The organism is Absiella sp. AM09-50 (assembly GCF_003433845.1).
GTDB classification, from domain to species: Bacteria; Bacillota_I; Bacilli_A; order Erysipelotrichales; family Erysipelotrichaceae; genus Hoskinsella; species Hoskinsella hominis.
In genome coordinates this window covers 13,148-38,861 of the sequence record NZ_QVFI01000028.1, presented here as the reverse complement: position 1 = coordinate 38,861, position 25,714 = coordinate 13,148, and the positions used below count along the sequence as shown (strand labels likewise).

35 protein-coding genes and 1 pseudogene are annotated in these 25,714 nt (G+C 35.1%); 28 read left to right on the top strand and 8 right to left on the bottom strand.

Features of this window, described 5'->3' with window-relative positions:
- Positions 1-8: 8 nt before the first annotated feature.
- A complete protein-coding gene (locus DW114_RS17730) occupies positions 9-884 on the bottom strand; it encodes a hypothetical protein (protein WP_117455143.1) in 876 nt (291 codons plus the stop codon).
- 13 nt (positions 885-897) lie between these two features.
- A complete protein-coding gene (locus tag DW114_RS17725) occupies positions 898-1,908 on the bottom strand; it encodes a peptidylprolyl isomerase (RefSeq protein WP_117455141.1) in 1,011 nt (336 codons plus the stop codon).
- Positions 1,909-2,144: 236 nt separating this feature from the next.
- On the opposite strand from DW114_RS17725, the gene sufC reads away from it, so the two are divergent.
- The 10 genes from sufC (at position 2,145) to DW114_RS17675 (ending at position 10,192) form a co-directional block, all read left to right on the top strand.
- The gene (gene sufC, locus DW114_RS17720; protein ID WP_117455139.1) at positions 2,145-2,957 is read left to right on the top strand and encodes a Fe-S cluster assembly ATPase SufC; all 813 of its coding nucleotides are present in this window, start codon (positions 2,145-2,147) and stop codon (positions 2,955-2,957) included.
- Between the two features lie 2 nt (positions 2,958-2,959).
- The gene (locus tag DW114_RS17715) at positions 2,960-3,760 is read left to right on the top strand and encodes a SufD family Fe-S cluster assembly protein (RefSeq protein ID WP_117455137.1); all 801 of its coding nucleotides are present in this window, start codon (positions 2,960-2,962) and stop codon (positions 3,758-3,760) included.
- Positions 3,753-4,985: an aminotransferase class V-fold PLP-dependent enzyme gene (locus DW114_RS17710; protein WP_117455135.1), complete on the top strand. Its 1,233-nt coding sequence runs from the start codon at positions 3,753-3,755 to the stop codon at positions 4,983-4,985. Before DW114_RS17715 ends, DW114_RS17710 begins: the two co-directional genes overlap by 8 nt.
- Before the next feature lie 13 nt (positions 4,986-4,998).
- Complete coding sequence (gene sufU, locus DW114_RS17705; protein WP_117455133.1) at positions 4,999-5,451, top strand: Fe-S cluster assembly sulfur transfer protein SufU; 453 nt, start codon at positions 4,999-5,001, stop codon at positions 5,449-5,451.
- Positions 5,441-6,841 (top strand): Fe-S cluster assembly protein SufB, encoded by a 1,401-nt coding sequence (gene sufB, locus DW114_RS17700; protein ID WP_117455174.1) that lies wholly within the window; start codon positions 5,441-5,443, stop codon positions 6,839-6,841. The genes sufU and sufB overlap by 11 nt, the downstream gene beginning before the upstream one ends.
- A complete protein-coding gene (locus tag DW114_RS17695) occupies positions 6,834-7,349 on the top strand; it encodes a 5-formyltetrahydrofolate cyclo-ligase (RefSeq protein WP_117455131.1) in 516 nt (171 codons plus the stop codon). Before sufB ends, DW114_RS17695 begins: the two co-directional genes overlap by 8 nt.
- 121 nt (positions 7,350-7,470) lie before the next feature.
- On the top strand, positions 7,471-8,286 hold the full coding sequence (locus DW114_RS17690) for a hypothetical protein (protein ID WP_117455129.1): 816 nt from the start codon (positions 7,471-7,473) through the stop codon (positions 8,284-8,286).
- Positions 8,283-8,906 (top strand): hypothetical protein, encoded by a 624-nt coding sequence (locus tag DW114_RS17685; protein ID WP_117455127.1) that lies wholly within the window; start codon positions 8,283-8,285, stop codon positions 8,904-8,906. The genes DW114_RS17690 and DW114_RS17685 overlap by 4 nt, the downstream gene beginning before the upstream one ends.
- 3 nt (positions 8,907-8,909) lie before the next feature.
- Positions 8,910-9,554 (top strand): ABC transporter ATP-binding protein, encoded by a 645-nt coding sequence (locus DW114_RS17680; RefSeq protein ID WP_117455125.1) that lies wholly within the window; start codon positions 8,910-8,912, stop codon positions 9,552-9,554.
- The gene (locus DW114_RS17675; RefSeq protein WP_117455123.1) at positions 9,551-10,192 is read left to right on the top strand and encodes a hypothetical protein; all 642 of its coding nucleotides are present in this window, start codon (positions 9,551-9,553) and stop codon (positions 10,190-10,192) included. The genes DW114_RS17680 and DW114_RS17675 overlap by 4 nt, the downstream gene beginning before the upstream one ends.
- A gap of 58 nt (positions 10,193-10,250) precedes the next feature.
- Here the strand turns inward: DW114_RS17675 and DW114_RS17670 are convergent, their stop codons facing one another.
- Entirely contained in the window at positions 10,251-11,054 is an 804-nt protein-coding gene (locus DW114_RS17670) for an HAD family hydrolase (RefSeq protein WP_158552338.1), read from the bottom strand.
- 172 nt (positions 11,055-11,226) lie between these two features.
- Here DW114_RS17670 and DW114_RS17665 point away from each other — a divergent pair, with 172 nt between their 5' ends.
- The 4 genes from DW114_RS17665 to DW114_RS17650 are packed head-to-tail and all read left to right on the top strand — an operon-like array spanning position 11,227 to position 14,216.
- Positions 11,227-12,339, top strand: coding sequence for a helix-turn-helix domain-containing protein (locus DW114_RS17665; RefSeq protein ID WP_117455119.1), 1,113 nt, complete (start codon positions 11,227-11,229; stop codon positions 12,337-12,339).
- Between the two features lies 1 nt (position 12,340).
- On the top strand, positions 12,341-12,541 hold the full coding sequence (locus DW114_RS17660) for a PLDc N-terminal domain-containing protein (protein WP_117455117.1): 201 nt from the start codon (positions 12,341-12,343) through the stop codon (positions 12,539-12,541).
- Positions 12,538-13,455 (top strand): ABC transporter ATP-binding protein, encoded by a 918-nt coding sequence (locus DW114_RS17655; RefSeq protein WP_117455115.1) that lies wholly within the window; start codon positions 12,538-12,540, stop codon positions 13,453-13,455. Before DW114_RS17660 ends, DW114_RS17655 begins: the two co-directional genes overlap by 4 nt.
- Positions 13,452-14,216 (top strand): ABC transporter permease, encoded by a 765-nt coding sequence (locus DW114_RS17650; protein ID WP_117455113.1) that lies wholly within the window; start codon positions 13,452-13,454, stop codon positions 14,214-14,216. Before DW114_RS17655 ends, DW114_RS17650 begins: the two co-directional genes overlap by 4 nt.
- Positions 14,217-14,258: 42 nt before the next feature.
- On the opposite strand, the gene DW114_RS21805 is transcribed toward DW114_RS17650, so the two are convergent.
- Both DW114_RS21805 and DW114_RS22030 read right to left on the bottom strand, forming a co-directional pair.
- On the bottom strand, positions 14,259-14,435 hold the full coding sequence (locus DW114_RS21805) for a suppressor of fused domain protein (protein WP_233509613.1): 177 nt from the start codon (positions 14,433-14,435) through the stop codon (positions 14,259-14,261).
- 26 nt (positions 14,436-14,461) lie between these two features.
- Positions 14,462-14,587 carry a hypothetical protein gene (locus DW114_RS22030; protein ID WP_255411927.1) on the bottom strand — a complete coding sequence of 42 codons (126 nt, stop codon included), beginning with the start codon at positions 14,585-14,587 and terminating at the stop codon, positions 14,462-14,464.
- A 196-nt stretch (positions 14,588-14,783) separates the two neighbouring features.
- Here DW114_RS22030 and DW114_RS17640 point away from each other — a divergent pair, with 196 nt between their 5' ends.
- The 5 genes from DW114_RS17640 to DW114_RS17620 all read left to right on the top strand — a co-directional run bounded on the left by DW114_RS17640 (position 14,784) and on the right by DW114_RS17620 (position 17,045).
- Positions 14,784-15,464 carry a peptidoglycan-binding domain-containing protein gene (locus DW114_RS17640; RefSeq protein ID WP_117455111.1) on the top strand — a complete coding sequence of 227 codons (681 nt, stop codon included), beginning with the start codon at positions 14,784-14,786 and terminating at the stop codon, positions 15,462-15,464.
- A gap of 95 nt (positions 15,465-15,559) precedes the next feature.
- Positions 15,560-15,802 (top strand): DUF7660 family protein, encoded by a 243-nt coding sequence (locus DW114_RS17635; protein WP_117455109.1) that lies wholly within the window; start codon positions 15,560-15,562, stop codon positions 15,800-15,802.
- A gap of 93 nt (positions 15,803-15,895) precedes the next feature.
- Positions 15,896-16,081, top strand: a complete 186-nt coding sequence (locus DW114_RS17630) for a hypothetical protein (RefSeq protein WP_117455107.1) — start codon at positions 15,896-15,898, stop codon at positions 16,079-16,081.
- Positions 16,053-16,562, top strand: a complete 510-nt coding sequence (locus DW114_RS17625; RefSeq protein ID WP_117455105.1) for a hypothetical protein — start codon at positions 16,053-16,055, stop codon at positions 16,560-16,562. The genes DW114_RS17630 and DW114_RS17625 overlap by 29 nt, the downstream gene beginning before the upstream one ends.
- Positions 16,563-16,565: 3 nt before the next feature.
- Positions 16,566-17,045 carry a HipA domain-containing protein gene (locus DW114_RS17620; protein ID WP_317286375.1) on the top strand — a complete coding sequence of 160 codons (480 nt, stop codon included), beginning with the start codon at positions 16,566-16,568 and terminating at the stop codon, positions 17,043-17,045.
- Positions 17,046-17,119: 74 nt separating this feature from the next.
- On the opposite strand, the gene DW114_RS17615 is transcribed toward DW114_RS17620, so the two are convergent.
- The 3 genes from DW114_RS17615 to DW114_RS17605 are packed head-to-tail and all read right to left on the bottom strand — an operon-like array spanning position 17,120 to position 18,803.
- Entirely contained in the window at positions 17,120-17,818 is a 699-nt protein-coding gene (locus DW114_RS17615) for a hypothetical protein (RefSeq protein ID WP_117455101.1), read from the bottom strand.
- Positions 17,815-18,336: a zf-HC2 domain-containing protein gene (locus tag DW114_RS17610; protein ID WP_158552339.1), complete on the bottom strand. Its 522-nt coding sequence runs from the start codon at positions 18,334-18,336 to the stop codon at positions 17,815-17,817. The genes DW114_RS17615 and DW114_RS17610 overlap by 4 nt, the downstream gene beginning before the upstream one ends.
- Positions 18,333-18,803, bottom strand: a complete 471-nt coding sequence (locus DW114_RS17605) for an RNA polymerase sigma factor (protein WP_158552340.1) — start codon at positions 18,801-18,803, stop codon at positions 18,333-18,335. The genes DW114_RS17610 and DW114_RS17605 overlap by 4 nt, the downstream gene beginning before the upstream one ends.
- 170 nt (positions 18,804-18,973) lie before the next feature.
- Here DW114_RS17605 and DW114_RS17600 point away from each other — a divergent pair, with 170 nt between their 5' ends.
- From DW114_RS17600 to DW114_RS21800, 9 genes and pseudogenes are all read left to right on the top strand, one after another.
- The gene (locus DW114_RS17600; protein ID WP_117455096.1) at positions 18,974-19,921 is read left to right on the top strand and encodes a transglutaminase-like domain-containing protein; all 948 of its coding nucleotides are present in this window, start codon (positions 18,974-18,976) and stop codon (positions 19,919-19,921) included.
- Between the two features lie 17 nt (positions 19,922-19,938).
- The gene (locus DW114_RS17595) at positions 19,939-20,964 is read left to right on the top strand and encodes a type II secretion system F family protein (RefSeq protein ID WP_117455094.1); all 1,026 of its coding nucleotides are present in this window, start codon (positions 19,939-19,941) and stop codon (positions 20,962-20,964) included.
- Positions 20,964-21,269 carry a hypothetical protein gene (locus DW114_RS17590; protein WP_233509612.1) on the top strand — a complete coding sequence of 102 codons (306 nt, stop codon included), beginning with the start codon at positions 20,964-20,966 and terminating at the stop codon, positions 21,267-21,269. Before DW114_RS17595 ends, DW114_RS17590 begins: the two co-directional genes overlap by 1 nt.
- Position 21,270: 1 nt before the next feature.
- Positions 21,271-21,723, top strand: a complete 453-nt coding sequence (locus DW114_RS17585) for a DUF4860 domain-containing protein (RefSeq protein WP_158552341.1) — start codon at positions 21,271-21,273, stop codon at positions 21,721-21,723.
- The gene (locus tag DW114_RS17580) at positions 21,720-22,088 is read left to right on the top strand and encodes a hypothetical protein (protein WP_117455088.1); all 369 of its coding nucleotides are present in this window, start codon (positions 21,720-21,722) and stop codon (positions 22,086-22,088) included. The genes DW114_RS17585 and DW114_RS17580 overlap by 4 nt, the downstream gene beginning before the upstream one ends.
- Positions 22,085-22,480: a hypothetical protein gene (locus DW114_RS17575; protein ID WP_117455086.1), complete on the top strand. Its 396-nt coding sequence runs from the start codon at positions 22,085-22,087 to the stop codon at positions 22,478-22,480. The genes DW114_RS17580 and DW114_RS17575 overlap by 4 nt, the downstream gene beginning before the upstream one ends.
- Positions 22,481-22,484: 4 nt before the next feature.
- Positions 22,485-23,552: a type IV pilus twitching motility protein PilT gene (locus DW114_RS17570; RefSeq protein WP_117455084.1), complete on the top strand. Its 1,068-nt coding sequence runs from the start codon at positions 22,485-22,487 to the stop codon at positions 23,550-23,552.
- Between the two features lie 78 nt (positions 23,553-23,630).
- Entirely contained in the window at positions 23,631-25,343 is a 1,713-nt protein-coding gene (locus tag DW114_RS17565) for an oleate hydratase (RefSeq protein ID WP_117455172.1), read from the top strand.
- Between the two features lie 66 nt (positions 25,344-25,409).
- Positions 25,410-25,714, top strand: a pseudogene (locus DW114_RS21800) (IS3 family transposase); the annotation flags it as partial.

Here is a 25,714-nt window from a genome sequence, read left to right as displayed (position 1 = left end):
TCGCTCTTTTACTGTACGATCAAATCACTATTTTTCAAGCTGTTGTATGCGTCGATATCATAAATCGTCATATCGTATTTCTTAAAATAGAATTTTGTAGCTTCTGTAGCCAGGGTGCTTGTTTCAGCAATTGCCTGAATAGCTTCATCTTCATAATTCTTAGGTTCTGTTTCCACTAAATTAACAATGTAATAAGATGTCACAGAAGTAGAAGTATTTGTTGATGTGATAACTTTTTCTATAAGTCCTTTTTTACCAGCACCAGACATTGCGGAGAATACTTCATTAGGAAGTCCACTCTGGTTTGTATAAACCTTTTCACTTCCATCATATGTTGATGTAGTACCATATTTTTTCACAACGTCTGAGAATTTATCGCCTTTCTTTAATGCGTTTAGCGCATCATTGGCTTTTGTTTCATCATCAGCCTGGAAAATTTGTGCTTTATAAGGAACATAGCTTTTGAATAATGCTTCTTTGTTTTCTGTAACATATTTTTTCTGAAGTTCTGTCTGATACAGAGCAGGTAAGATATACGCTTCTTTTAACTCCTGATCATTTGCGAAACCTTCAGATTTCAGCTGCTTTTCATAATTGTCGCCCCACTGTTTTTTAATTTGGGCAAGTTTTTCATCAGCCTGTTTTTTAATTTCATCAGTTTCTTTAATATCTTCTTTTTTGTAAACCTCTGCTTTTAATTTCGCCAGAGTCGCAGTACCAATATTAGCTTTTAATGACTGGTATACATCTTCTTTTGTTACTTTTTCACTACCAACACTGATTAGTGTTTCATTTCCATCAGAAATGTTTGCTGTTGCATCGCTGCAGGCACTCAAAGTCAGAGCCATCGCAATGGTACTTAATAGAACTAATGTTTTCTTCATTGTCGTATGCCTCCTATTCTTCTACGCCCATGTAGTTCATGATATCTTTCTTGACATCATCATTTGCGTATTTGATATCTAATTTTTTTGCTGCTTCCCAAATATATTTGAAAGACATGTCATTGCTGGATGATGCGATAGATGAATAAATCTGGTTTTTCACATCTTTATCCTTTAATAAGGTATCTAACTGAGCTTTATCAGCTTTGATCATATGCCATCCACTGTAGCTGTCATTGCTTTCTTTTACCCAGCCACTAACTTCACCATCTTTTGTCAGTTTTAATGAGGCATCTACAAAGCTTTGTACAAGCTTGGATGGATTGGTGCTGTCTACATAGCCGATATATCCACCGTTATCTTTACTTCCTGTATCATCACTGTATTTTTTAGCAACTTCCGCAAAATCAGTGCCATCTTTTAATGCTTTCTCTACTTCATCAATTTTCTTCTGTTCTTCTTTAGTTGGATTATTTACATCAGCTACTTTAATTAGGATGTGGGATACCACACGTGGTTTTTTATCCTTATAGAATGGTGTTAATAATTCATCTTTGTGAGCATCGATGTAAGCATCTCTTAATTTTTCGTTTTTCGCAGCCATTAATGCATAACCGTCAAGATCATCTTCTTCAAAGCCATAGCTCTTTAACTGACTGGCAATTAACGTTTCTGCTGTTGTGCTGTAATAACTTGCCATTGATTCTGCCTGACTCTGTAAAGTTTTTGCGATTTCATCTGCACGTGTTTTCAATGCATCATCAGTTTTTACAGATTCATCAATTACTAGATTCTGGAAACGGATATACAAAGTTTGAGCACCATTGTTTTCTTTGTATAAACTTGTATACAAATCATCTGCTGTCAATGTGTAATCCTTCATTGTGGCAACAACTTCTTTGCCATCTACTTTCTTTCCAGGAAGTTTTCCTTTGTTTGTATCATAGACACAGTATATCGCAAATCCGATAAAGATTACTGCGACTAGAACCACAAACCATTGTTTCTTTAATATTTCTATCATATAGGCCTCCTAAGTCGTACCGTAATATTATAAATTATCTGCGTATGAATTGCAATTTTTTACGCATTTTTCACGTAATTTCCCATGAAATGTTCATACAATCCTCAGATGTCATCCCTTAGGATTCTACAGTTTTTTTAAATATGGAAGAAATGTATGAAAATGGATAATCGTTTTGATTGTTAAACGTTAGATTTTTTGGTAGAATAATACAAGGAAATGAAAGGATGATGACAATGAGTTGTCTTGAAATAAAAAATCTACACGTAGATGTGGATGGAAAAGCGATATTAAAAGGATTAAATCTTACAATCAACAGTAAAGAAACCCATGCGCTGATGGGACCTAACGGGAATGGAAAAAGTACGCTGTTAGCGGCAATTATGGGAAATCCAAAGTTCCATATCAGTGAAGGAAGTATTCTGCTTGATGGCAAGGATGTATTGGCGATGGAAGTGGATGAAAGAAGCCGTGCTGGTCTGTTTCTAGGTATGCAATATCCAAGTGAAATCAGCGGTGTAACAAATTCTGATTTTTTACGTGCGGCAATCAATGCCAGAAGAGAACGTCCGATTCCATTATTCAGCTTTATCAAAGAAATGGAAAAAACCATCAAACAGATGGAAATGAAAGAAGATTTGGCACATCGTTTCTTAAATGAAGGATTTTCCGGTGGTGAAAAGAAACGTAATGAAATCGTACAGATGAAAATGTTAAAACCAAGTATTGCGATGCTGGATGAAATCGACAGTGGGCTGGATGTAGATGCGTTAAAAATCGTGGCTGACGCTGTTAATGATATGAAAGAAACACAGGATTTAGGACTTGTGGTTGTATCTCACTATGCTCGTTTCCTGGATTTATTAAAACCAACGCATGCGCATGTGCTGGTAGATGGAAAAATCGTTGTCAGCGGTGGGAAAGAGCTTGTGGATAAAATCGATCAGCAGGGCTATGACTGGATTGAAAAAGAATACGATGTTCATGTAGTGAAGGAAGAAGAAAAAAAGGTAGAACTGCTTGGTTCATGTGCAGCTAAAGGAGTATAGCTATGAGTGAGATCAAGGAAATCAGAATTGAAGAAAACGGATTTTCTTCTCATCACTTTGATGTACATGGAGAACAAGAATTCATCTTTCATATAGGTAAACATAGAAACGTTTCCTTATCAATTACATATAGTGGAAAGGATGCACAGGTAAAGAGTCGTTTCATTTGTGAAGAAGGCAGTCAGACACATGTATTGCTTCGTAATGAAGTATCACAGATGAAGATGGATGATGTAAGTGAAATCTATAAAGATGCACACTTAACACTTGGGTATCTGGAAATAGAGGATGGCGTTGTTTTGGCAGATAATAAAGTATATCTAAAAGAAACAGGTGCAGATGCTCATTTAATGAATGTATGCATTGCGCAAAGCAAGAAACACTACCATGTCTTATGTGTTCATGAAGTGCCTTATACAAGCGGTTTGATTGAAAATTATGCAGTAATCAAGGAGCATGGAGATTATTCTATGGAGGCTTGTGGCAAAATTGTGAAAGGTGCACATGATAGCGCATCACATCAGGCAAGTAGAGTGCTTACCTTAAGCAATCAGCAAAGCAGTGAAGTTATTCCATTGCTTTTGATTGATGAAAACGATGTAAAAGCAAGTCATGCGACAACCCTTGGACAGCCGGATGAAAATCAATTATATTATCTGCAGTCAAGAGGCTTGACACGTGAACAGGCATTAGGTTTATTAACGATTGGCTATATGATGCCAATCACTACCGTATTAGATGATGAAAAGCTTGCGGCAGAATTAAAAAATGAAATAGAAACAAAGGTGGGATTACATGCGTAATATAGAAGAAGTCCGTAAAGACTTTCCTATGCTGCAGGGAAAAATGATGCAGCAGCACCCACTTGTGTATTTAGACAATGGGGCGACAACATTAAAACCAAGAAGTGTGATTGATGCTGTCTGCAATTATTATGAGAATTATTCAACCAATGCCCATCGTGGGGATTACGATTTAAGCTATTTTGTCGATCAAGAATTTGAAGGTACACGACAGGTGGTTGCGGATTTTATCCATGCGGATGTTAATGAAATCGTATATACCAGCGGCGCAAGTGAAGGCTTGAATACCGTTGCGTTTGGATATGGACGAAAGTTTTTATCTGAAGGCGATATCATTTTGAGCAGTGAGGCAGAACATGCTTCTTGTGTACTTCCATGGATGAAAGTGGCGCAGGAAACAGGCGCTGTTATGGAATATATTCCCTTAGATGAAGAAGGCAGAATTACCGTTGAAAATATAGAATATATGATGAATGACAATGTCAAAGTCATCGCTTTAGCGCAAATTACCAATGTATTGGGAAATCTTGTGCCAATCAAAGAAATCTGTGCTCTGGCACATCGCTATGGTGCAATCGTAGTTGTGGATGGTGCACAAAGTGTTCCACATATTCCTGTGGATGTGAAAGATTTAGATTGCGATTTTCTGGCATTCTCTGCACATAAAATGTGTGGACCAACTGGGATTGGTGTATTATATGGCAAATATGAATTATTAGAAGCAATGGATCCTTTATTATATGGTGGGGAAAGCAATGCCCGCTTCAATGCATGTGGAGATGTGTTGTTGAAGGATGCTCCTTTGAAATTTGAAAGTGGTACACAGCCAATTGAAGGTGTATTTGGTTTACATGCGGCAATTGATTATATCAATGCACTGGGTAAAGAAAATATTCATGCCTATGAAAAACAACTGCGTGATTATGCAGTGTCAGAAATGAAAAAGATGGATCATATCATTATCTATAATGAAAACAATGATACAGGGATTATTACCTTTAATGTAAAAGGTGTATTTGCACAGGATGTTGGTTCTTTCTTTAATGCCAATGGCATTGCGGTAAGAACAGGACAGCATTGTGCGAAATTATTAAATGAAGTACTGGGAACCAGTGCTACGGTACGTGCATCCTTATATTTCTATACATCTAAGGAAGATATTGACCGTTTCCTTGATGTATGTAGAAAAGCTACGATGGAAGCATGTATTGATGTATTCTTTTAGGAGGTCGTAAGCGATGTCAGATTTATTAAAAGATCCTATGATCTTACGTCAGATTATTATGGATCATTATGAATATCCAAGAAATCATGAATTATGCAAGAACCCTGAATACCACGAAAAACACATGGCAAGTGATTCTTGTATCGATGATATCTATGTACAAAGCAAAATCAAAGATGGAGTTGTGGAAGATATACGTTTCGATGGAGAAGCATGTACCATTTCCACAGCTTCCACCTCCATTATGAGTGAACTGCTTCAGGGAAAAACCCTAGAAGAAGCCAAAGCAATCATTGAGAATTATTTTAATATGATTGATAATAAACCTTATGATGAAGAATTATTAGAAGAAGCTGTGGCATTCTATAATGTTGGTAAACAAGCCAACCGTATCAAATGTGCAACCATTGGCTGGAAAGCAATGCAGCAGATGATCGAAGAAAGCGAGGATGAAAATGGAAAATAATAACATCCCAAATAATGAAGAATATAAATATGGTTTCCATGACAAGGATACCAGTGTTTATAAAACCAATAAAGGTTTGACAAGAGAAACGGTTCTTGAAATTAGTAGAATCAAACAAGAGCCTGACTGGATGAGAGAATATCGTCTTCAGGCATTTGAAAAGTTTGAAAGCATGGAGATTCAAGACTGGGGACCGGATTTAAGTGTTTTAGATTTTGATGATTATACATATTACATAAAACCAAGTGATAAAACTGAAAAAAGCTGGGATGATGTACCAGAAACTATCAAAGATACTTTTGATAAACTGGGTATCCCAGAAGCAGAAAAAGAGTTTTTAGCTGGTGTTACGACACAATATGATAGTGAAGCTGTTTATCACAATATGTTGGAAGAAGTAGAAGAAAAAGGTGTAATCTTCTTAGATACAGATACCGCACTTAAAAAGCATCCAGAATTATTTAAACAATACTTTGGGAAACTGGTTCCTTATACAGATAACAAATTTGCGGCATTAAACAGCTGTGTATGGAGTGGAGGAAGTTTTATCTATGTGCCAAAAGGGGTACATCTGGATAAACCACTACAATCTTATTTCCGTATCAATACCGAAAGCATGGGACAGTTTGAAAGAACACTGATCATCGTGGATGAAGGTGCGGATGTACACTATGTAGAAGGCTGTACAGCACCGATTTATTCCAAAGATTCTTTACATGCGGCTGTCGTAGAGATTTTTGTGCATAAAAATGCAAGATGTCGTTATTCAACCGTTCAAAACTGGAGTGATAATATATTGAATCTTGTCACAAAGCGTGCAAAAGTATTGGAGAATGGAAGCATGGAATGGATCGATGGTAATATTGGTTCTCATATCAATATGAAATATCCTGCCTGTATCTTGGCTGAACCATATGCGAAGGGTACATGTATTTCCATTGCAGTCGCTGGAAAAAATCAGGTACAGGATGCTGGTGCGAAAATGATCCACCTTGCGCCAAATACTTATAGTAATATTATTAGTAAATCCGTATCGAGAAATGGCGGGGAAGTCAATTATCGAGGACTTGTCTATCATTCACCAAATGCAGAACATGCGAAAAGCAAGGTAGAATGTGATACATTGATTCTGGATAAACAAAGCCGCAGTGATACGATTCCTACAAACAAATCTAAGAATTTAACTTCTCAAATCGAGCATGAAGCCACGGTATCAAATATCAGTGAGGAACAATTATTCTATCTGATGAGTCGAGGACTTACTAGAGCACAGGCTACTGAAATGATCGTTATGGGATTTTTAGAACCGTTCACAAGAGAGCTGCCAATGGAATATGCAGTCGAATTAAACCAGTTATTAAAATTAGATATGAGTGATTCTATTGGATAAACGTGAAATTGCTTATACAAAGCGAAATGCTTTGAGTATGAAAGAAGTTCAAATAAAAAGTGAAACCATTTTAAAGAATCTTGAACCTTATCTAAAAGGCATTGTTGGTATATATATGGCATATGGTCATGAGGTGGATATCACAAAACTTTTAAAACAAGCGGATATCACATGTTGTGTACCAGTATGTGATGGCGATTATCAAATGAGCTTTTATCTTGTGGATGAAAATACAGTATTCAAAAAAAGCCATTATGGGATTTTAGAACCAGTCAATGCCAAAATCATTGATAAAAATGAAATAGATATGATCATTGTGCCTATGGTTGCGTTTGATGCACAAAGGCATCGTATGGGACATGGCAAAGGATACTATGATCGCTATTTAAAAGATTATCAGGGAATGAAAATTGGTGTTGCATTTGAATGCCAGAAGTTTCCTCAATTAGATGTTTATCCACATGATATCCCAATGGATCTAATCATTAGTGAAGATGCAAAGTATTAGCGCATCTTCTTTTTTTGTATGCCTGAAAGCACTTGACTAATACTTGTAAAATGATATCATGTATCTATAAAGAAAGCTACATACAAAAGGGGAAGCTGATCATTCAGTATAGGAGAATGATATGAAAATATGGAAATATAATTTATTGTTAATAGAGAAACAAAAGGTGATTTACTTTATTTTATGTGCGTTGATGATCTTTTCATTAAGTGATATCTTAATTGTATTCATAAAAAATTATGAATGGATTGCATATACACAAAATTGTCCAAGTGCTGATTATTTATCTATACTTACCTATCCGTTTTTAAGAATTGCGCCTTTTTTGATTTTTGGATTGCCATTTTTGTTTAATACGCTGTTAGCTGATTCTACTTTCATGGAATTGAAACAGGGAAACTGTGCATTCCTTCACACAAGAATGGATTATATGAAAAATATATTAATTCGTTATTTTTTAAGTATCATTTTGGTTTTCCTGCTATCGTGCTTTTGTTTCTTTTTGAATTATATCAGTTTTTCCATCATTTTTGGTAATGGTAATATGGTAACATATCGATCAGATTTGCCATTTATGCAGGAGGTTAGCACTAAGTGGTTCTTAGATACACTTAAATTTGATAATCCCATGATGTATTCCATCATGCTTATGCTACATATTTCCATGATTTATGCCTTATTAGCAGGACTATCTTATGCTTTATCCTTCCTGTTTAAAAAACGAATACTTATTTATTTCAGCAGTATGATTTTGATTATCGTTGATGAATTTATTACGATGATATTGAAAATCCCACATCTTTCCATTATGCTGCAATTACAGCCAAATTCTGTTTTTGATGTATCAGATGCTTTACTGTTATACTTTATTTTATTTCTGTCTGGGATTGCCACACTTTGTGTTTTCCTGTTTAAAAAGAAAGATTTACTCTTATGATTCCTACAAGAAGATATGTTGAACTGATGTTGGTCATTGCCTGCTTCTTATGTATCTTTATCGATCACATAGAATTATATATCAATATTTATACGATGCTGATTCCACGTTATGGAATATTCATGGTTATTCTTTTAACAGGATATATATTAGAAAAAACAGAGATATGGCCAATGCTTTATTTTCGATATAAAAATATTTCTGTATATGTTAGAAAAACATGGTTACTAAAATGTAAATGGTATTTATGTATGGCATTGATGTTGAACAGTGCTGTACTAAGATTTGATTCTATGTATTACTTTGTCATCTATGTATTGATTGATACAGGTATCTTCATCATCATAGATCATCTTTGTAAAATATTAGGTATTCTCTGTAAACAAAAGATATATGGATATATTTTATTTTTTATATTATTCATATTGTTAGAATTCATATTGGAAAATTTGAATATCAGCACATTCTTTACAAAACTATGGATTTTGCCATATGTATATCCTATAGCTGTATTGCTGTGTATGATCATCTGTTTCAACAGCGTTCTGTATTTATTGTATGTTTATCTTATGAAGCATACAGATAAAATTGGAAATATAAACAAGGTTTTGGAGGGATAGCATATGGAATTAGAAGTAACACATTATACAAAAATCATAAAAGGATATACCATTTTAGAGGATATCAATTTATCTTTAACAAGTGGGCATATCTATGGCTTTTCAGGTAGAAATGGTGCAGGAAAGAGCATGTTGTTTAAAGCGATTACCGGTATCATTTTACCAACCAAAGGGGATGTTATTTTAGATCATAAATCAATTATCTATGATGATATCGATTTACGCATTTTTGGGACATTGATTGAGCATCCAGAGTTTTATGACAACCTGAGTGGCTTTGATAATTTGATGTTGTTATATCGTATCAATCATCAACCGGATACTATCCTGATTAAACAACAATTAAAAAAATTTGGTTTAGAAGGGCATGAATATAAAAAATATAAAACTTATTCTCTTGGTATGCGACAACGTTTACGTCTAGCTCAGGCGATGATGGAAAACCAGAAAATCATCGTATTAGATGAGGCATTTAATGGAATTGATAAAGAAGGCGTACAGGATCTATATGAAATTTTGAAGGAAGAACGTGAAAAAGGCAAGCTGATTTTAATCAGCAGTCATAATGAAAAAGATTTAGAAATATGTGATCAAATATTTTATATGAGTCAGGGAAAGCTGATAGAAAATCAGGGGATGTTCATATGAGAAAGTTATGTATTGGATGTTTTGCTGTGTATATCATCATAGTTGGTGTATTAGCGTTTGTCTGGTCTGGGAAAGAACATTTAACAAATGATAAATATAACCGATTAGAATTATCAATGTACTCTGAAAAAGATTGTTTAAGCTATAAAGAGCTATTTGATTATATTATGAGGGATTATGATGTATCAGATCTTACAGATATAGAAAAACATTCTGAGGTTATTGTGAAAGCCAAAATGATAGATAGGAGATTTGCTGGAAAAGGTGTGATCAATGAATGTGAAATCACGCAGGTATATAAAGGATATGATGTGAATCAAACGATTTCTGTATATGATGATGTCATATGGGATGAAAATGCCTATTATTTTGAAGGTGCTGTCCCATTACATGAAAATGAGGAATATATTATGTTTTTAAAGCCTGCGCTAAATGCAAATACAGAGGATTCTTATATCTTCACATCTGTAAGTTTTGGACATTTTCGTTTGAGAGAAAATGTGAAATATACCGCATACGATATGGACCATAAAATGTGTGTACAGGAAGCATGCGGATATGATTATATCGCATATGATGTTCATAATTTGGAAAAATTTAAAATGCTTCAAAATGAGGCTTATACAAAATATAAATAAGAAAAATACGTGATTGTGCGTATTTTTTTTACATGAAAAAAGGCATCAATATCGATGCCTACAAAGCTTCATAATCTAAATCATATAATGCACAAATGGCTTTGATTACACCATCTTCATCATTACTGCATGTTTCATAATTACACACTGCTTTTAAATCAGGATGAGCGTTTGCCATAGCATAAGAATAGGTACATTCTTTCATCATTTCATAATCATTCATGAAATCCCCAAAAGCCACAAAATCATCACTGTCTAGATGATATTTTGTTTTTAACATCGCAATGGCATTGCCTTTACTAGTGGTTGGATTAGATATATCTACCCAGTCCTCACCAGAAACCACAGGTCGTAAACTTCCAGTATCTGCTTTGATCGCTGCATAGGAATTTGTCTGTGCATTGCGTTTATCATATAGTGTGATCTTTGCGATTTGATCATTTTGTATCGCTGTTAAAATATCATCAACGATTTCCAAATGGGCATAATACATATGTGCATTTTTTAAGAACTGCGCATCTTCTGTTTCCAGATATGCACTTTTCATACCACAGGCAATTGGATAAGAATCTTTTATCTGACGTGCTTTTATGATAACACGTTGTATATCTTCCATAGGCAGGGCATCCGCAAATACAGGTGAATTTCCCTGATAAACGATACCGCCATTCTCTGCGATAAATAACATATCATCCCGATGATCCGGGAATTGTTCATACAAATTAAAATATTGTCTGCCACTGGCAATGCCAAAAATGACATCTCTTTTTTTTAATTCGTCAATCACTTTATTTAACTTTGAAGGTAAACGCTTTTTACTATCCAGCAGCGTACCATCCATATCACATATTACATATTTCATGTCATATTCTCCTTTTTCCCACACGTATTTTATCATCCATGGATATTTTTTACAATATTTTATATATTGTGATTTCCTTTCAGGAAACTTTTCTTCCTGTTGTTGCGTCTTACTCCATTGTTTTGTACATGACACAAGGATATAATGGACATGAACAAAGGAGGTAAGTGTAATGGAGTTATTACATTTAGGAGAGAATATCATCCGTTTACGTAAAAAGGAACATATGACGCAGGAGGAACTTGCGAATTATATGGGAGTTAGTAAATCAAGTGTATCAAAATGGGAAACATCGGCGACGTATCCCGATATCATGTTTTTACCAGAATTAGCAAATCTGTTTAATGTGACGTTAGATGAATTAATTGGCTATGAGCCACAGCTAAACAAAAAACAAATCAGAAGAATCTATCATACATTATCAGATGAAATGGGAAATGGTGATAAAGATGCGGCTATGGAGAAATTAAAGGAATATCTTCGTCGTTATGCTAGCTGTTTTCCATTCTTAAATCAAATGACGGTATTATTATTGAATCATGCCTATCTTTATGAAAATCAAGCAGAAATCTATGAACAGATTTTAACGATATGTAAAAGAATCGAGGAAAAAAGCGGTGATGCTTCCTTGATTAAAGAATCGCAAATCATGGCCTCCATGGTTCATCTTCAGCTGAATCAACCAGAAGAAGTCCTAAATATACTGGGGGAATCATCTAAGAACATACAAATGGATAATGAATTGATTGCGATGGCATATCAAATGATGAACAAAACAGAAAAAGCAAGTGAAATCTTACAGGCTTCTATTTTCCAGTATTTATTGTATTTTGTACAGGATAGTTTGAATTATATGGTTTACCATATGCAGGAGCAGAATATATGTGATCAGGTGATTCATCGTATTGGCGGTATTGTGCAATTATTTGAACTTGATCAGTTGCACCCATTTACTGCAGTTGGCTTTTATCTTTCCACAGCAAATGTTTACGCTATGCGTCAGGACAAAGAAGCTGTTTTAACACAGCTGGAACATATCATGCATGTTGTAGAGCTTCATCAGGGGGATTTTCACGTATTAAAAGGAGATGCCTTCTTTAATCAAATCGACGCATGGCTGGAAGAACTTGATTTAGGACCAAATGCCCCAAGAAATGAACATAGTATCAAAGATACATTAATCCAAAGTCTTGAACAGAATCCTTCCTTCACATTTATTCATGAAGAATTCCGTTATAAAAATATAATAGAAAAGCTAAAATCAATGCTTAAGGAGGAAAATTAATATGTCACTAAATGAAGCCCTTCCTATTATTCTGCCACTAGCGATATTAGAAATATTTCTTGCGGTATTTTCTTTGATTCATGTATTACGCCATCCCAATTACCGTTTTGGGAATAAAATGATCTGGTGTATCATTGTAGTATTCCTTCAATTTATCGGGCCAATTATCTATTTTGTCTTTGGCAGGGTTGATCAGGAATGAGTGATATCTTAGAAATCCAACACCTGAAAAAAAGTTTTGGTACACAACAAGTGCTGAAAGGCATTGATCTACACGTTCCCCAGCATTCCATTTATGGGTTTATTGGTCAAAATGGGGCAGGGAAAACCACAACCATGAAAATGATTTTAGGCTTATTGAAAAGTGATGAAGGCAGCATCTATGTATGTGGAGAAAAGGTAAGCTTTGGCGAAACAAAAACCAATGCTTATATCGGATATTTAAGCGATGTGCCAGAATATTATGGGTTTATGAATGCAACAGAGTATATGAAATTATGCGCTGATATCAGTCATATGGAAACATCCGCTTCTAAATTAAGAATTCAGGAGTTGTTAAAAATGGTAGGCTTAGATGCCTATAAGAAAAAGAAATTAAAAGGATATTCCCGTGGAATGAAACAGCGACTTGGCATTGCTCAGGCTTTATTGAATGAACCAAAATTATTGATATGTGATGAACCTACATCTGCATTAGATCCCATCGGCAGGAAAGAAATTCTGGATATCCTTTTACAAGTGAAAGAGAAAACAACGATTATTTTATCAACCCATATCTTAAGTGATGTAGAGCGTATTTGTGATCATATCGCAATATTAAAAGATGGTGTGATTGCACTTCATGGGGAATTAAATGAATTAAGGCAGGCATATGGGAAAAATACTTTTATGATACATTTTCAAAAGACAGATGACTTACAAAGAATGTATAAAACACTATCCACCATACATGATCAAATTCATATCGAAGAAAACCAGATGATTATTCAAAGTGATACACCAGAAGTATTAGAAAAACAGCTGATGGAGAAATTGCTTGAACAAAATATCATGCCTCTAAATTTTGCTTGGCAGCAGCCATCTCTGGAGCATGTGTTTATGGAGGTGGTACAATGAAAGGATATTTAGCCTTTACCAAAAAAGAATTCATGGAATGTATCCGTTCTTATAAATTTATGATTTTGATCATCGTATTTCTTGCCTTTGGTTTTATGAATCCCATCTTTGCGAAATATATGCCAGAGCTTTTAAAAAGTATGATGCCAGTGGGAATGTCTATGGAGCTTCCACAGCCAACAGTATTTGATTCATGGGCACAGTTCTTCAAGAATATCAATCAAATGGGACTTATCATCTTTCTATTATCCTTCAGCTCTATTTTATCCACTGAAATTCAAAAAGGAACCCTTATCAACATAGTAACCAAAGGATTATCAAGAAAAAAGATCCTTCTATCAAAAATGACATTTCTTGTATGTGTTTGGACAATATGCTATGTAACCTGTGTTATCGTGACGTTACTTTATGGATTGATTTTTTGGTCACAATGGCATCTTCCACATCTATTCCTTTCATTGACCTGTGTATGGTTATTTGGTATCATGATGTGTTCACTCATGCTTTTAGGTGGTGTCATAACATGTTCAAGTGCGGGTGGTTTATTATTAAGTGGAGGAAGTTATATCGCACTTATGCTCATGAATATGATTCCTGAGATCACAAAGTATAATCCTGTGACATTGATTTCTGATAATATGGCTTTACTACAAGAAACGATATCTTTAGATCAAATCTATCCAGCGATTGGCGTTTGTATTGTACTATGTGCTACTACTTATATTGGCGCAGTCATATTATTTAATCGTAAACAGTTGTAAACATAAAAGGTCTGAAACATGTATTTCAGGCCTTTTTCTAAATTATTTCAAATAATGCTTACGATGAATATCTACTACATAAGAAAAATCATCATCAAATTTCTCTAGTAAGGCATCTATACTTTCATACTGCATTTTTACTTGTAGTTCTTCATCATATAAAGGAATCAATTGATAAAATCGAATTAATTTTCCACTACTTAAACGGCAACAGGCAATTTCACCATGTTTATCACAAGCTTCTACTAAGGCAATACTTTCAAATTGTAGAAATGATCATGTTCATTAGGAGGAATGATTTCGATATCGACATGGATATCAGGGGAATATACTTCATGAAAAACATTTTCCATTTCCCCAAAAGTATTCATGATATAGCTTTCTAATTCATCAAATTCTGTTTCATTTATAAATTTTGATAGATTCTGTTTTTATCTTTTTCTCTTTCTTTTTGAATAACCCCACAAGATGCATACAACTAGAATAATTGAGTTTAAAACAGATATAGCTGATTTGTCCATACCTACCATTTTTATCCTCATAAAATAGATTGAAAGGAGGGAAAACGTGGCAAAAATCTTTGTTTATGATGTATATAATGATGCTTTGGAAGTTTTTGATCGAGGAGAAAACGACCCAATGCCATATGCTTATGGGAATACCATGCTGGTACGGGAGTTTCGTGGATCATCTAGATCAAATGTTCTTTGGACGACCAATGCAGCGATGGAAGCTTGGAACGCTACTCGTAGAACGTATGGGGCACCGATTCCATTTCGATATGCATTCAAACGTATCTGGGAAGGTGGGCATGGGCGCCAGTCACAACACTATGCTGGCGTTTCTTTTGATGTAGGGCAGGCATTATCCCAAACACAACGTAATCGTATTTGGAATATCGCCAATGATTTAGGTGTATGGGTGTATGTAGAACCACAATATCTAACACCGACATGGGTACATTTTGATAAACGATATGGTGTGCCCGCATGTAGTGCAGGATATCCTACCTTACGACAGGGAAGTCGTGGTGTTTATGTATTGATTCTTCAGGATGCGTTGAATGCGTTAGGATACAGTACGCAGACATTAGATGGCATATTTGGTGGAAATACACGCTCAGCTTTAGTTGCATATCAAAGAGAAAACGGCTTAAGTGCAGATGGAATTGTTGGTTGTGGCACATGGACAAGAATCGTCAATGAAGTCGTGGGGATTGGATTAACACCTACGGTTATTGATCCATAAGTAAAAAAAGCATATCCATATGAACTTTTTGATAATATAGATATGCTTTATACATAATAAAAGATATAATGGTAATATAAGAGGAGGTATTTTGTATGATGGATGAAATTCATAAGATTTCAAATAAGGATGATTTTATTGCTTTTCTAAATGCTTTAGCTGACGACTTTCAAGAACATCATAAAGAATGGTATAATCTAACCATACCTGAATATTTGATGTCAGTAGCTAATTGGGTGGAAGATGCTTCAGAAATCAATGAAAGTGAAATTGATTGGGAACATACAGATTTTAAGACGATAGCTAAAATGTTTTATATGGGAAAGTTGTATGAATAAGATAGATAAGATAGATGATTCTTCATTTTAGTGAAACAGTGTTTAAGATATGATATAATATTTAAAACATTCGGATAAGAAGGAGTGTATTATATGAATTATAAGCTAATGAATAAAAATATTGAAGTATTGGATTTTTCTTATGATCATGAAACACATACGATTACTAAAATCACAAAGATTAGCCATTCTGAATATGCACCTTTAGGAATCATGGAATATAAAACTGGTATTACAAGAAAAGCTTTCAATGATTGGTGGAAAAATTCCTACTTCTAGAAGTAGATTTAAAGAAGCAATGGCAGAAATGAATATTGATTCTTCTATGGAATTACTTGAAAAGTGTTTTGGGCTTAGTTTAAGTGATCAATATTGGGTAAAAGATGACTCTGATATTGAATGGAAAGATATTAATTTCTTTGAAAATGATTTTAGTGAAGACATGGGAAATTTGCTTATGGGTCAAATTGATTATACAGATGATTTAGATATCTTTAGTCCAGACAACTCAAGTGATGGAAATTTAAAAAAGAAATGGAAAATTATAAATGGTACGCGCTATTTTTTAAAAGGTGGAAATAGTTTTACAAATCAAGAGCCTTTCAATGAAGTTGTTGCAACAAAGCTTTATGATAGAATTCTTGATAGTGAAGATTATGTTCCTTATGCGCTGATTCAAGAAAATGGTTTGTATTATTCAGCTTGCCCGACAATGATCAATACGTTTGAAAAACTTGTTTCTGCATATTATATAGATTGAACAATTAAGCAAAGAGGAAATGATTCTCTATATAAGCATTTTTTAGAGGCATGTCAATTTCTTCATATTCCAAATGCACAGCTAAGTATTAACAAAATGATCGTCTGTGATTATTTGATTGCCAATTATGATCGTCATTATCGTAATTTTGGCGCAATACATAATATTGATACTTTAAAATGGATGCGCATTGCCCCGATATTTGATAGTGGAAGTTCTCTTTGGGCTACAAAGCCAACAACGATGATTGGAAGTGCTTATAAAAGTAAACCTTTTAAACCTTTGCCAGAAAAGCAATTAGAGCTTGTTGATGATTTGTCCTGGCTGGATATATCTAAATTAAAAGGATTTGAAAAAGAAATAGAAGATATTTTTTCAAAGAATCCTTTTATGGATAAGACTAGAATCAAAGCCATTGTGGAACAGGTAAAGTTAAGAATTGAAACGGTTATAGAATATAAAAGAAAGTTAGAAGAAATGTAGCTATCGTTGATGCTATGTGTTTACACTTATACACAAAATACTATGAAAAAGGAACATGCGTTCCTTTTTTTTAGCTATTGATTCAAATCTTTGATAGATGTATTACGTTTGTCCAGTGCTTTTTGAAGATAATCTTTATCTTCTAGTTTATGAATTGAAACTTCGATATTATACACACGTATCGTATCCACATGTACATGAAATTTATCGGGTAATGGCTGTAAGATTTCTAATATTTTTTCAAATTCCTCCATTGAAATAGGCACTGTTTCTTTCTCTTTGCTATGATAGAAAAGTGTCACAGGAACATCGTTTTGCTGTGGCTGAAATTCCATATCCAGATGCATGTTTTTACTGTCACAATCAATGTATATTTCTAAGTAAGCATCTTTTTCAGGTAAGGTCTTTTGGATATCCTGTTCCATCATATCCGCAATAGATGCATATTTATTATCAATAAATTCACATGTTTCCCAATAATACGAATCATCCATTTCACCACTTTTTGTATAGTACAAAATGGTAAATTTATGGTTATGATCTTTATCTAATACAGTGATACGATAACTGTTTAGTTTAGGAATATAACGGGTTTCTGTGATTTCATAAGTGATACCAGGAAAGTGCTCTTTCATATAAGCGTCTGCTTCTTTGCGCATATGTTTGTGGGTTAAAGGATTACCATAAAAACTAATCACAAGAAATATCAATACGATTATGATAATTACAGCAGCAAGTAATGCAAAGCTTCTTTTTATTTTATTGTTTTTCATTTCCATCTTCCTTTCCATGCATAATGAAGCAGCATTGCTAATAGTTTTCCAATCATGATAAGAACAAACATGAGGATAAAAATCGCAAGCGTACTCAAGATCATTCCATCATCAATGCCATATTGTAACAGAGTGCCAAATAGGGATAAAACAGTGAAAACTGCTGCGCAAATCAATGCCAGACGATAAGTTTTTACTGGTTTGATCATATGGCATAATATACCAATCACAGGCATGATCCATACATTGATAAACATGTAGTAGCTTAAGGAGAGCTGATAGCCTGTAATTACACCAGCCAATAAGATAAATGTTAAATAAAGATTTCGTTTATGACGTATTGTTTCTATGACTTTTTGATCATCAAAAGAGGTATCCTCCAATAGCTCATAATACTGACGGCAGTTATCACATTCTCGAATATGCGCTCTTACAAGCTCTTCACTTTCTTTACTGGCAACATGATCTTTAATTAATGGAATCAAATCCATCACAACCTCACAAGGCAGTTTATTCATAGGGCATCCTCCTTTTTCAGTTCCTCTTTCAACCATCGTTTTAAACGAAAATCAATGACACGGCAGGAATTTTCCGATATATGTAAAGCAGAAGCAATTTCAGCATAGGAATAACCATCTAATCGCATCTGAAACAGGCGCTGACTGCGTTCATCCTTTTGTTTAATGAGTTCTTTGATCATAGAGATATCATAAGGAATGGGTTCTTTCACAAAGCTGTCCATATAATCCTCATAGGATACGGTAATTTTCTTTTTACGACAGTCACTTAGAAACTGGTTTCTGGCGATTGTTAACAGCCATGTCTTGACCTGTTCATCCTTCTTCAATTGATGTAAAGAAACATAGGCCTTTAAAAAGGTTTCTGACATCAGATCTTCCGCAAGAGATGGATTCTTACATAGATATAACAGGTAATGATAAACATCCTGTTTATATTTTTGATACAAGACTTCAAAAGCATCCATGTCATCACCCCTCTCTATCATCTTCACTAATTAGACGTGTTTCATTCATCAAATGTTACATGATTTATAAAAATAATTTTATCATGCCATGTTTCATACGTAAAGTAAACGCTTTTCTTCTAAAACGAAGGGATAAATGATATAATGAACCTGACGTAAGGAGTGAACACATGAAAAGAAAACGATTGTTATGTCTGTTGTTTTCTTTCTTGTTTGTGCTGTATGGATGTAATGATCATTCAAATGATGTAACACCATCAAAACCATCCTCCAAAGAAGAGGAAGCCTTATCTGATTTCCCAGCATCGCCAAGTCCTAAAATAGAAGAACTGCTGCTGGCTGAAAGTCCTGAAGAAAAGGTGCTGGAGGATGATGATCATAAAGTACATATTGATTATAGTCATACCAATCTTGGGTATATTCGTATCAAACGCTTGGATGATAGTGGCATCAAGATGAAAATCAGGCTCACAAACAATGAAAAAGGAAACTACTGGTATGATTTAAATAAAGCAGGTGTTTATGAAACATTTCCACTGGTGAATGGTTCTGGAACGTATCAGTTAGAAGTTCGTATTCAGGTTCCTTCTACAGGAAAATATGCGTTAGTATATGGTGCGGATATCGATGTGAAATTAGATAATGAACAGATACCATTTTTATACCCCAATCAAACCGTGGAATATGATCAAAACAGCGAGGCGATACAAAAGGCCTTTGCATTATGTAAAGATGATGACAATGCTTTAAAACGGGTTAAGTCTATTTATGATTTTGTGGTAAATGATATCAGTTATGATTACGATAAATTAGAGAAAGTCAAAGATAACTATGTACTTCCAATACTTGATGAAACATTAGAAAAGAAAAAAGGTATTTGTTTTGATTATGCGGCACTCATGGCAGGCATGTGTCGTTCCCAACATATCCCATGCAAAGTCATTGTGGGAGATACAGAACGGGATTATCATGCGTGGGTGGAAGTTTGGCTGGAAGGCAAAGGCTGGATAGATCCTGCGATATTATTTGAAAAAGATACATGGACAAGAATGGATCCAACTTATGCATCTACACATGCAGATTATGATGGCGAATACATTACAAAGTATGAATATTAATTTGAGGAGGGCTTGATATGAGTTCAAATATATGGAATGATGAAGAAATGTACGAATTCTGTACGAGTATGGCAATGGTATTAGAGGGTGGATTGTCATTGGAAGATGGCATGGATGTGATATTGGAAAGCTGCGAGCGGGAACACGTAAAACAGGATTTATTATCTTTGCGTGAAGATATCAAAGAAAATGGAAGCTTTTATGTATCAGTAAAAGACAAACCATATATAGATGATTATGCGAAAAAAATGATGCAGATTGGAGAGGTAAGCGGACATTTAGATTCTGTCATGAATGAGCTTGCTGTTTACTATGAGCGAAATGATAACTTAAAACACAGTTTAAAAGATGCACTTGTGTATCCTATGATTTTGTTAGTGATGATGTGGTGTATTGTGTTATTAATTATATGGAAAGTACTTCCTATATTCGATAAAGTATTACATAATATGGGCGCAATCTTGTCGGGAAGTTCTAAAACGATGATGAGCTTTGGCAATACCTTTGCGATGATATCTTTTGTGATATTAAGCATCCTGCTGGTATTTGCTGGTTATCTGTATTTCACAAGACATAAAGGGCAGGGTGGATTGTTGTCACGTTTCTTCTTAACGAAAAAGCTGTTTTATAATATCACAATGGCAAAGATGACATACGCTTTATCCTTATTTGTATCCAGTGGCTATGACAGTGAAGAAGCACTTGCTTATCTGCCTGGTGTGGTAGAACATCCATTGCTTCAAACAAAGATTCACCAGTGTTTAAAAGATATTGATGAAGGAGAAGGCTTTATTGAAGCCATGCAGAAGGAAAAACTTTATGAAGGTGTTTATGCCAATATGATCTTTACCGGCTTTCACAGTGGGAAAAGTGAAGAAGTATTAAAGAAAGTCAGTGCCTTATATGAACGAGATGTAGATAACAGTATCTCTACCTTTTTGAATACGATAGAACCGGGAATTGTTATATTGTTGTCAATTATTGTTGGGGTAATCTTATTATCTGTGATGCTGCCGCTGATGAGCATCATGGCTAGTGTATAATGAAACATTCTATACGTTTGATTTTACAGCTGCTGGCATTTGTATGTATGCTTGTCATCTTTGCGATAGGCTTTCAGAAAACAGATACCACAGTAGATGAAAAAAATCTGGACAGAGTGAAACAGGCAATCCAGAAAGCGGCACTGGAATGCTACAGTACAGAAGGATTTTATCCTGAAGATGTAAGCTATCTTAAGGAGCATTATGGACTGTATCTGCAAGAAGATCTTTATAAAGTCCGATATGAATACGTTGGCAGTAACATTATGCCAGAAACAAGCGTCTATCGAAAAGGAGGAAACTGACATGCGAAGACATACCGTGGATGTGTTATTTTCACTTTCGTTGTTTATGGTCTTTGTGATCTGCAGCTTTTTTCTCCTATTATTTCAAATCAATGGCTATCATAAAATCAGTGAAGATGAAAACAGTGTCTATCAGGCATCTTCCTATATAAAAAATATGGTAAGAGATTATGATCGTTATCAAGAAATCACAATAGAAGAAATCGATGGACATTCTTGTTTACGATTACATAACGATCACGAGGTGGTCTATCTTTATGTAGATAATCATATGTTGAAAGAACTATATCAAATAGATGAGTTATCTGTGAATCTGTCATATGGGGAAGAGCGTTTTGCGATGGATTCCATGACAATTCAGGAAAAAAACAATAAGCTTTATATCACAATGGAGCATGATGGCGTGAAAAACACCTTGATGATTGCCTTAAGAAGTGGAGGTGTATTATCATGAATCAACACCATAAATCATTATCCTTTCTCATGGAGTTATTGATCGTGATTTTCTTTTTTACAATTGCCTCAGGTATTTGCGTATTGGTCATGAGCAATGCGAAAGATAAACAACTATATGCAAAAAATGTAAAAACATCTTTGATCTATGGCCAAAATCTGATTGATGAAGAAAACGATTATTTATATAAATCAAAGTTTTATTTAAATGAAGAGGGAGTCCCACAACAGGAAGAAGCGATGTATCAGGTCACAATTGCTATAAAACAAGAAGGCAGTCATGGCGATCTGTGTGAAATGCATATCACAAAACAGAATAAAGAAACAGCTGTGTTATCTTTTTATCGTCAGGAGGTGCGCCCATGAATAAGGATAAACGCAAACATGTACAAGTGGGCTTAGGCGCAAGTTCTATCCTGATGATTTTTGTGGTACTATGTATGATGATATTATCCGTATTATCTTATAGTAAAGCACTGCAGAAGGAAGAAATCGCAAATCAGGGGAAGCAAGTACAAAAAGCATATACTCAGGCAGATGCAACATTACAATATGTATTACATGAAATGCATCATACGCTGCCACTTGACGAGTATAGTAAAAAACTACTTAATACGCATAAAATAACCTATGATATAAAAGGTAATACCTTGACTTTGACATATCCTGTGAGTGAACAGCGCACGCTACGTGCCGTGATTGAAACAGGAGATACATGGATCATAAAAGCATACACAACTACAGGAACAGGAGCATAAAAATATGGTAAATATACAAACAATCTTACAGGAAGCACTAGATAGTAACGCAAGTGATATCTTTTTAATCGCAGGGCATTGTTACGCCTTCAAAATTAATGGGAATATAGAAAATATAGGAAATGAACGATTAACACCAGATGATACAGCGACCTTGATCAAAGATATTTATGCATATGCACCACAGAATCGTTATGAAGATTTTATCGCCAGTAAAGATGATGATTTTTCCTTCTCCATCCCAGGCCTGGGGCGTTTTCGTGTGAATGTATATATGCAGCGTAATTCACAGGCAGCAGTATTGCGTGTCGTTCGATTTGATTTACCTGATCCATCCTTGCTAGGAATCCCAGAAACGATTACAAATTTATGGTCTACCAAAAAGGGAATGATCTTAGTCAGTGGTCCAGCCGGATGTGGCAAGTCTACTACTTTGGCCTGTCTGATTGATAAAATCAATGAAAATCGTAATGTACATATCATCACAATCGAAGATCCTATTGAATACTTACATTCCCATAAGAAAAGTATTGTGTCCCAAAGGGAAGTATTTCATGACACAAAAGATTATCCCATGGCACTTCGTTCTGCGCTTCGAGAAGCACCGGAAGTTATTCTGGTCGGAGAAATGCGTGATTTAGATACGATGGAAACCGCAGTCACTGCCGCAGAAACAGGTCATTTGATTTTATCTACTTTACATACTATGGGAGCTGCCAATACAATTGATCGTATGATTGATGTATTTCCAAGTGCCCAGCAGCAACAGATTCGTGTGCAGCTATCCATGACACTGCAGGCAGTTATCAGTGAACAGCTGGTGCCTGCATTAGATAATACCATGGTGCCCACATTTGAAATCATGATCATCAATCCAGCCATTCGTACACAAATTCGTGATGGAAAAATCCATCAATTAGAAAATTCCATCATCGCAGGAAAAGATCAGGGAATGATTTCTATGGATGATAGTTTGGTACATCTAGTAAAACAGGGGAAGATCAGTAAAGAAAATGCAGTGATGTATGCTTCCAATCAAGAACGGGTAAAGAAGAAACTATTGGATATATAAACGAACAATCCAAAATGTATAGATACAACCCATGCGAATTGAGATATACTGATAATGAAAAAGAAGGGAATGAGTGTTATGAATAAAAATCAATTACATAAACTTGCTGCCCTGGGTGGCGTTATTATTGGAGCTGCAGCTGGCGCAGGTGTCGCAAGACATTTACATCGCAGGAAAATCGAACAGGAAGCATCACGTGTTCATCCTGGCAGAAAGGGAGAACCACAGGCATATTTAATTGGTGGAGGTATTGGTGCTTTAAGTGCTGCTGTTTATCTGATACAGGATGGAGGCTTTTTAGGTGAAAATATCCATATCATAGAAGGTCTGGATGTGTTAGGTGGCAGTAATGATGGCGCAGGAAATGTAACACAAGGCTTTGTATGTCGTGGAGGAAGGATGCTGAATGAAGAAACCTATGAAAACTTCTGGGAATTGTTTGACAGTATTCCATCACTAGACTGGCCGGGAAAAAGTGTCACAGAAGAAATCCTGAATTTTGATCATTTACATCCTACCCATGCACAAGCACGCTTAATCGATAAACATGGAAATATCTTGGATGTACATAGTATGCAATTTGATAATAAAGACCGCTTTCTATTAACGAAGCTGCTTGCGACACCAGAAGAAAAACTGGATAATTTAACCATTGAGGATTGGTTTAAAGATGATCCACATTTCTTTACCACAAACTTCTGGTATATGTGGCAGACAACCTTTGCATTTCAAAAATGGAGTTCTTTATTTGAATTCCGCCGGTATATGAATCGTATGATGTTAGAATTCTCCAGAATCGAAACATTAGAAGGTGTCACACGTACACCATACAATCAATATGAATCACTGATCCTTCCATTAAAGAGCTATCTGGAAGGATATGGTGTAGATTTTAGTATTAAAGCTGTAGTGGAAGATATTGATTTTGAAGAAGAAAGTATAACTGCTACTGATATCTATGTGAAAGAAAACGGACATGAACGGGTACTTCATTTAGAAGAAGGCGATTTGTGTATCATGTGTAATGGCTGTATGAGTGATAATGCAACTCTTGGAGATTATCGCCACGCTCCAGATTATCGAGTAGATCATCCAATGTCCGCAACATTATGGAAAAAAGTCGCAGATAAAAAGCCATCGCTAGGTAATCCTGCCCCATTCTTTACAAAGCCTGAAGAAACAAACTGGGAAAGCTTTACAGTGACATGCAGGGGAAATCGCTTATTGAAAATGATTGAACAATTTTCTGGCAATATTCCAGGCAGTGGTGCATTGATGACATTTAAGGACAGCAACTGGCTGATGAGTATTGTAGTTGCTGCACAGCCACATTTCAAAGCTCAAGATCAAAACACAACCATTTTCTGGGGATATGGATTATACACAGATCAAGAAGGCAATTACGTGAAAAAGAAAATGCGGGATTGTACAGGGGAAGAAATCTTATTAGAACTGTTAGGCCATTTACACTTTGAGGAGCATACCAAAGATATCTTAGAGGATGTTGTGAATGTCATTCCTTGTATGATGCCATATATTGATGCACAATTCCAACCACGTGCAATGTCTGATCGCCCACATGTAGTGCCATCTGGTTCAACTAATTTTGCGATGATTTCACAGTTTGTGGAAATACCAGAGGATATGGTATTTACAGAAGAATATTCTGTACGTGCTGCACGAATTGCGGTATATACGTTACTACATATTGATAAAAAGATTTGTCCTGTAACACCACATCATAAAAATCCTAAGGTACTTGCGAAAGCCGCAAAGACCATGCTTCGATAAGAAAAGCTCCCTGATTTGAAATGCACCCCATAATTTGGACAACCAAATATGGAGGTGCATTTTATTATGTCAAAACTAACGAAAGAACAAAAAATAGAAATCTATGAGAAAAGAAAACAAGGAAGGAGCATATCTTCATTATCCAAAGAATATGCAATTCTCATAGGAAATGTAAAATATTTAATCAGACTCCTTGATAAACATGGGGAGAGTATATTAAGAAAAGACAAAAACAAATATTATCCCCCAGCACTTAAAGAAGAAATCATAAACAGAGTCTTACTCCAACATCACTCTGTTAAATCAACTGCGATTGAGTATGGGCTATCTTCAGATGGTACATTAATTAATTGGATTAAGTCGTATAAAGA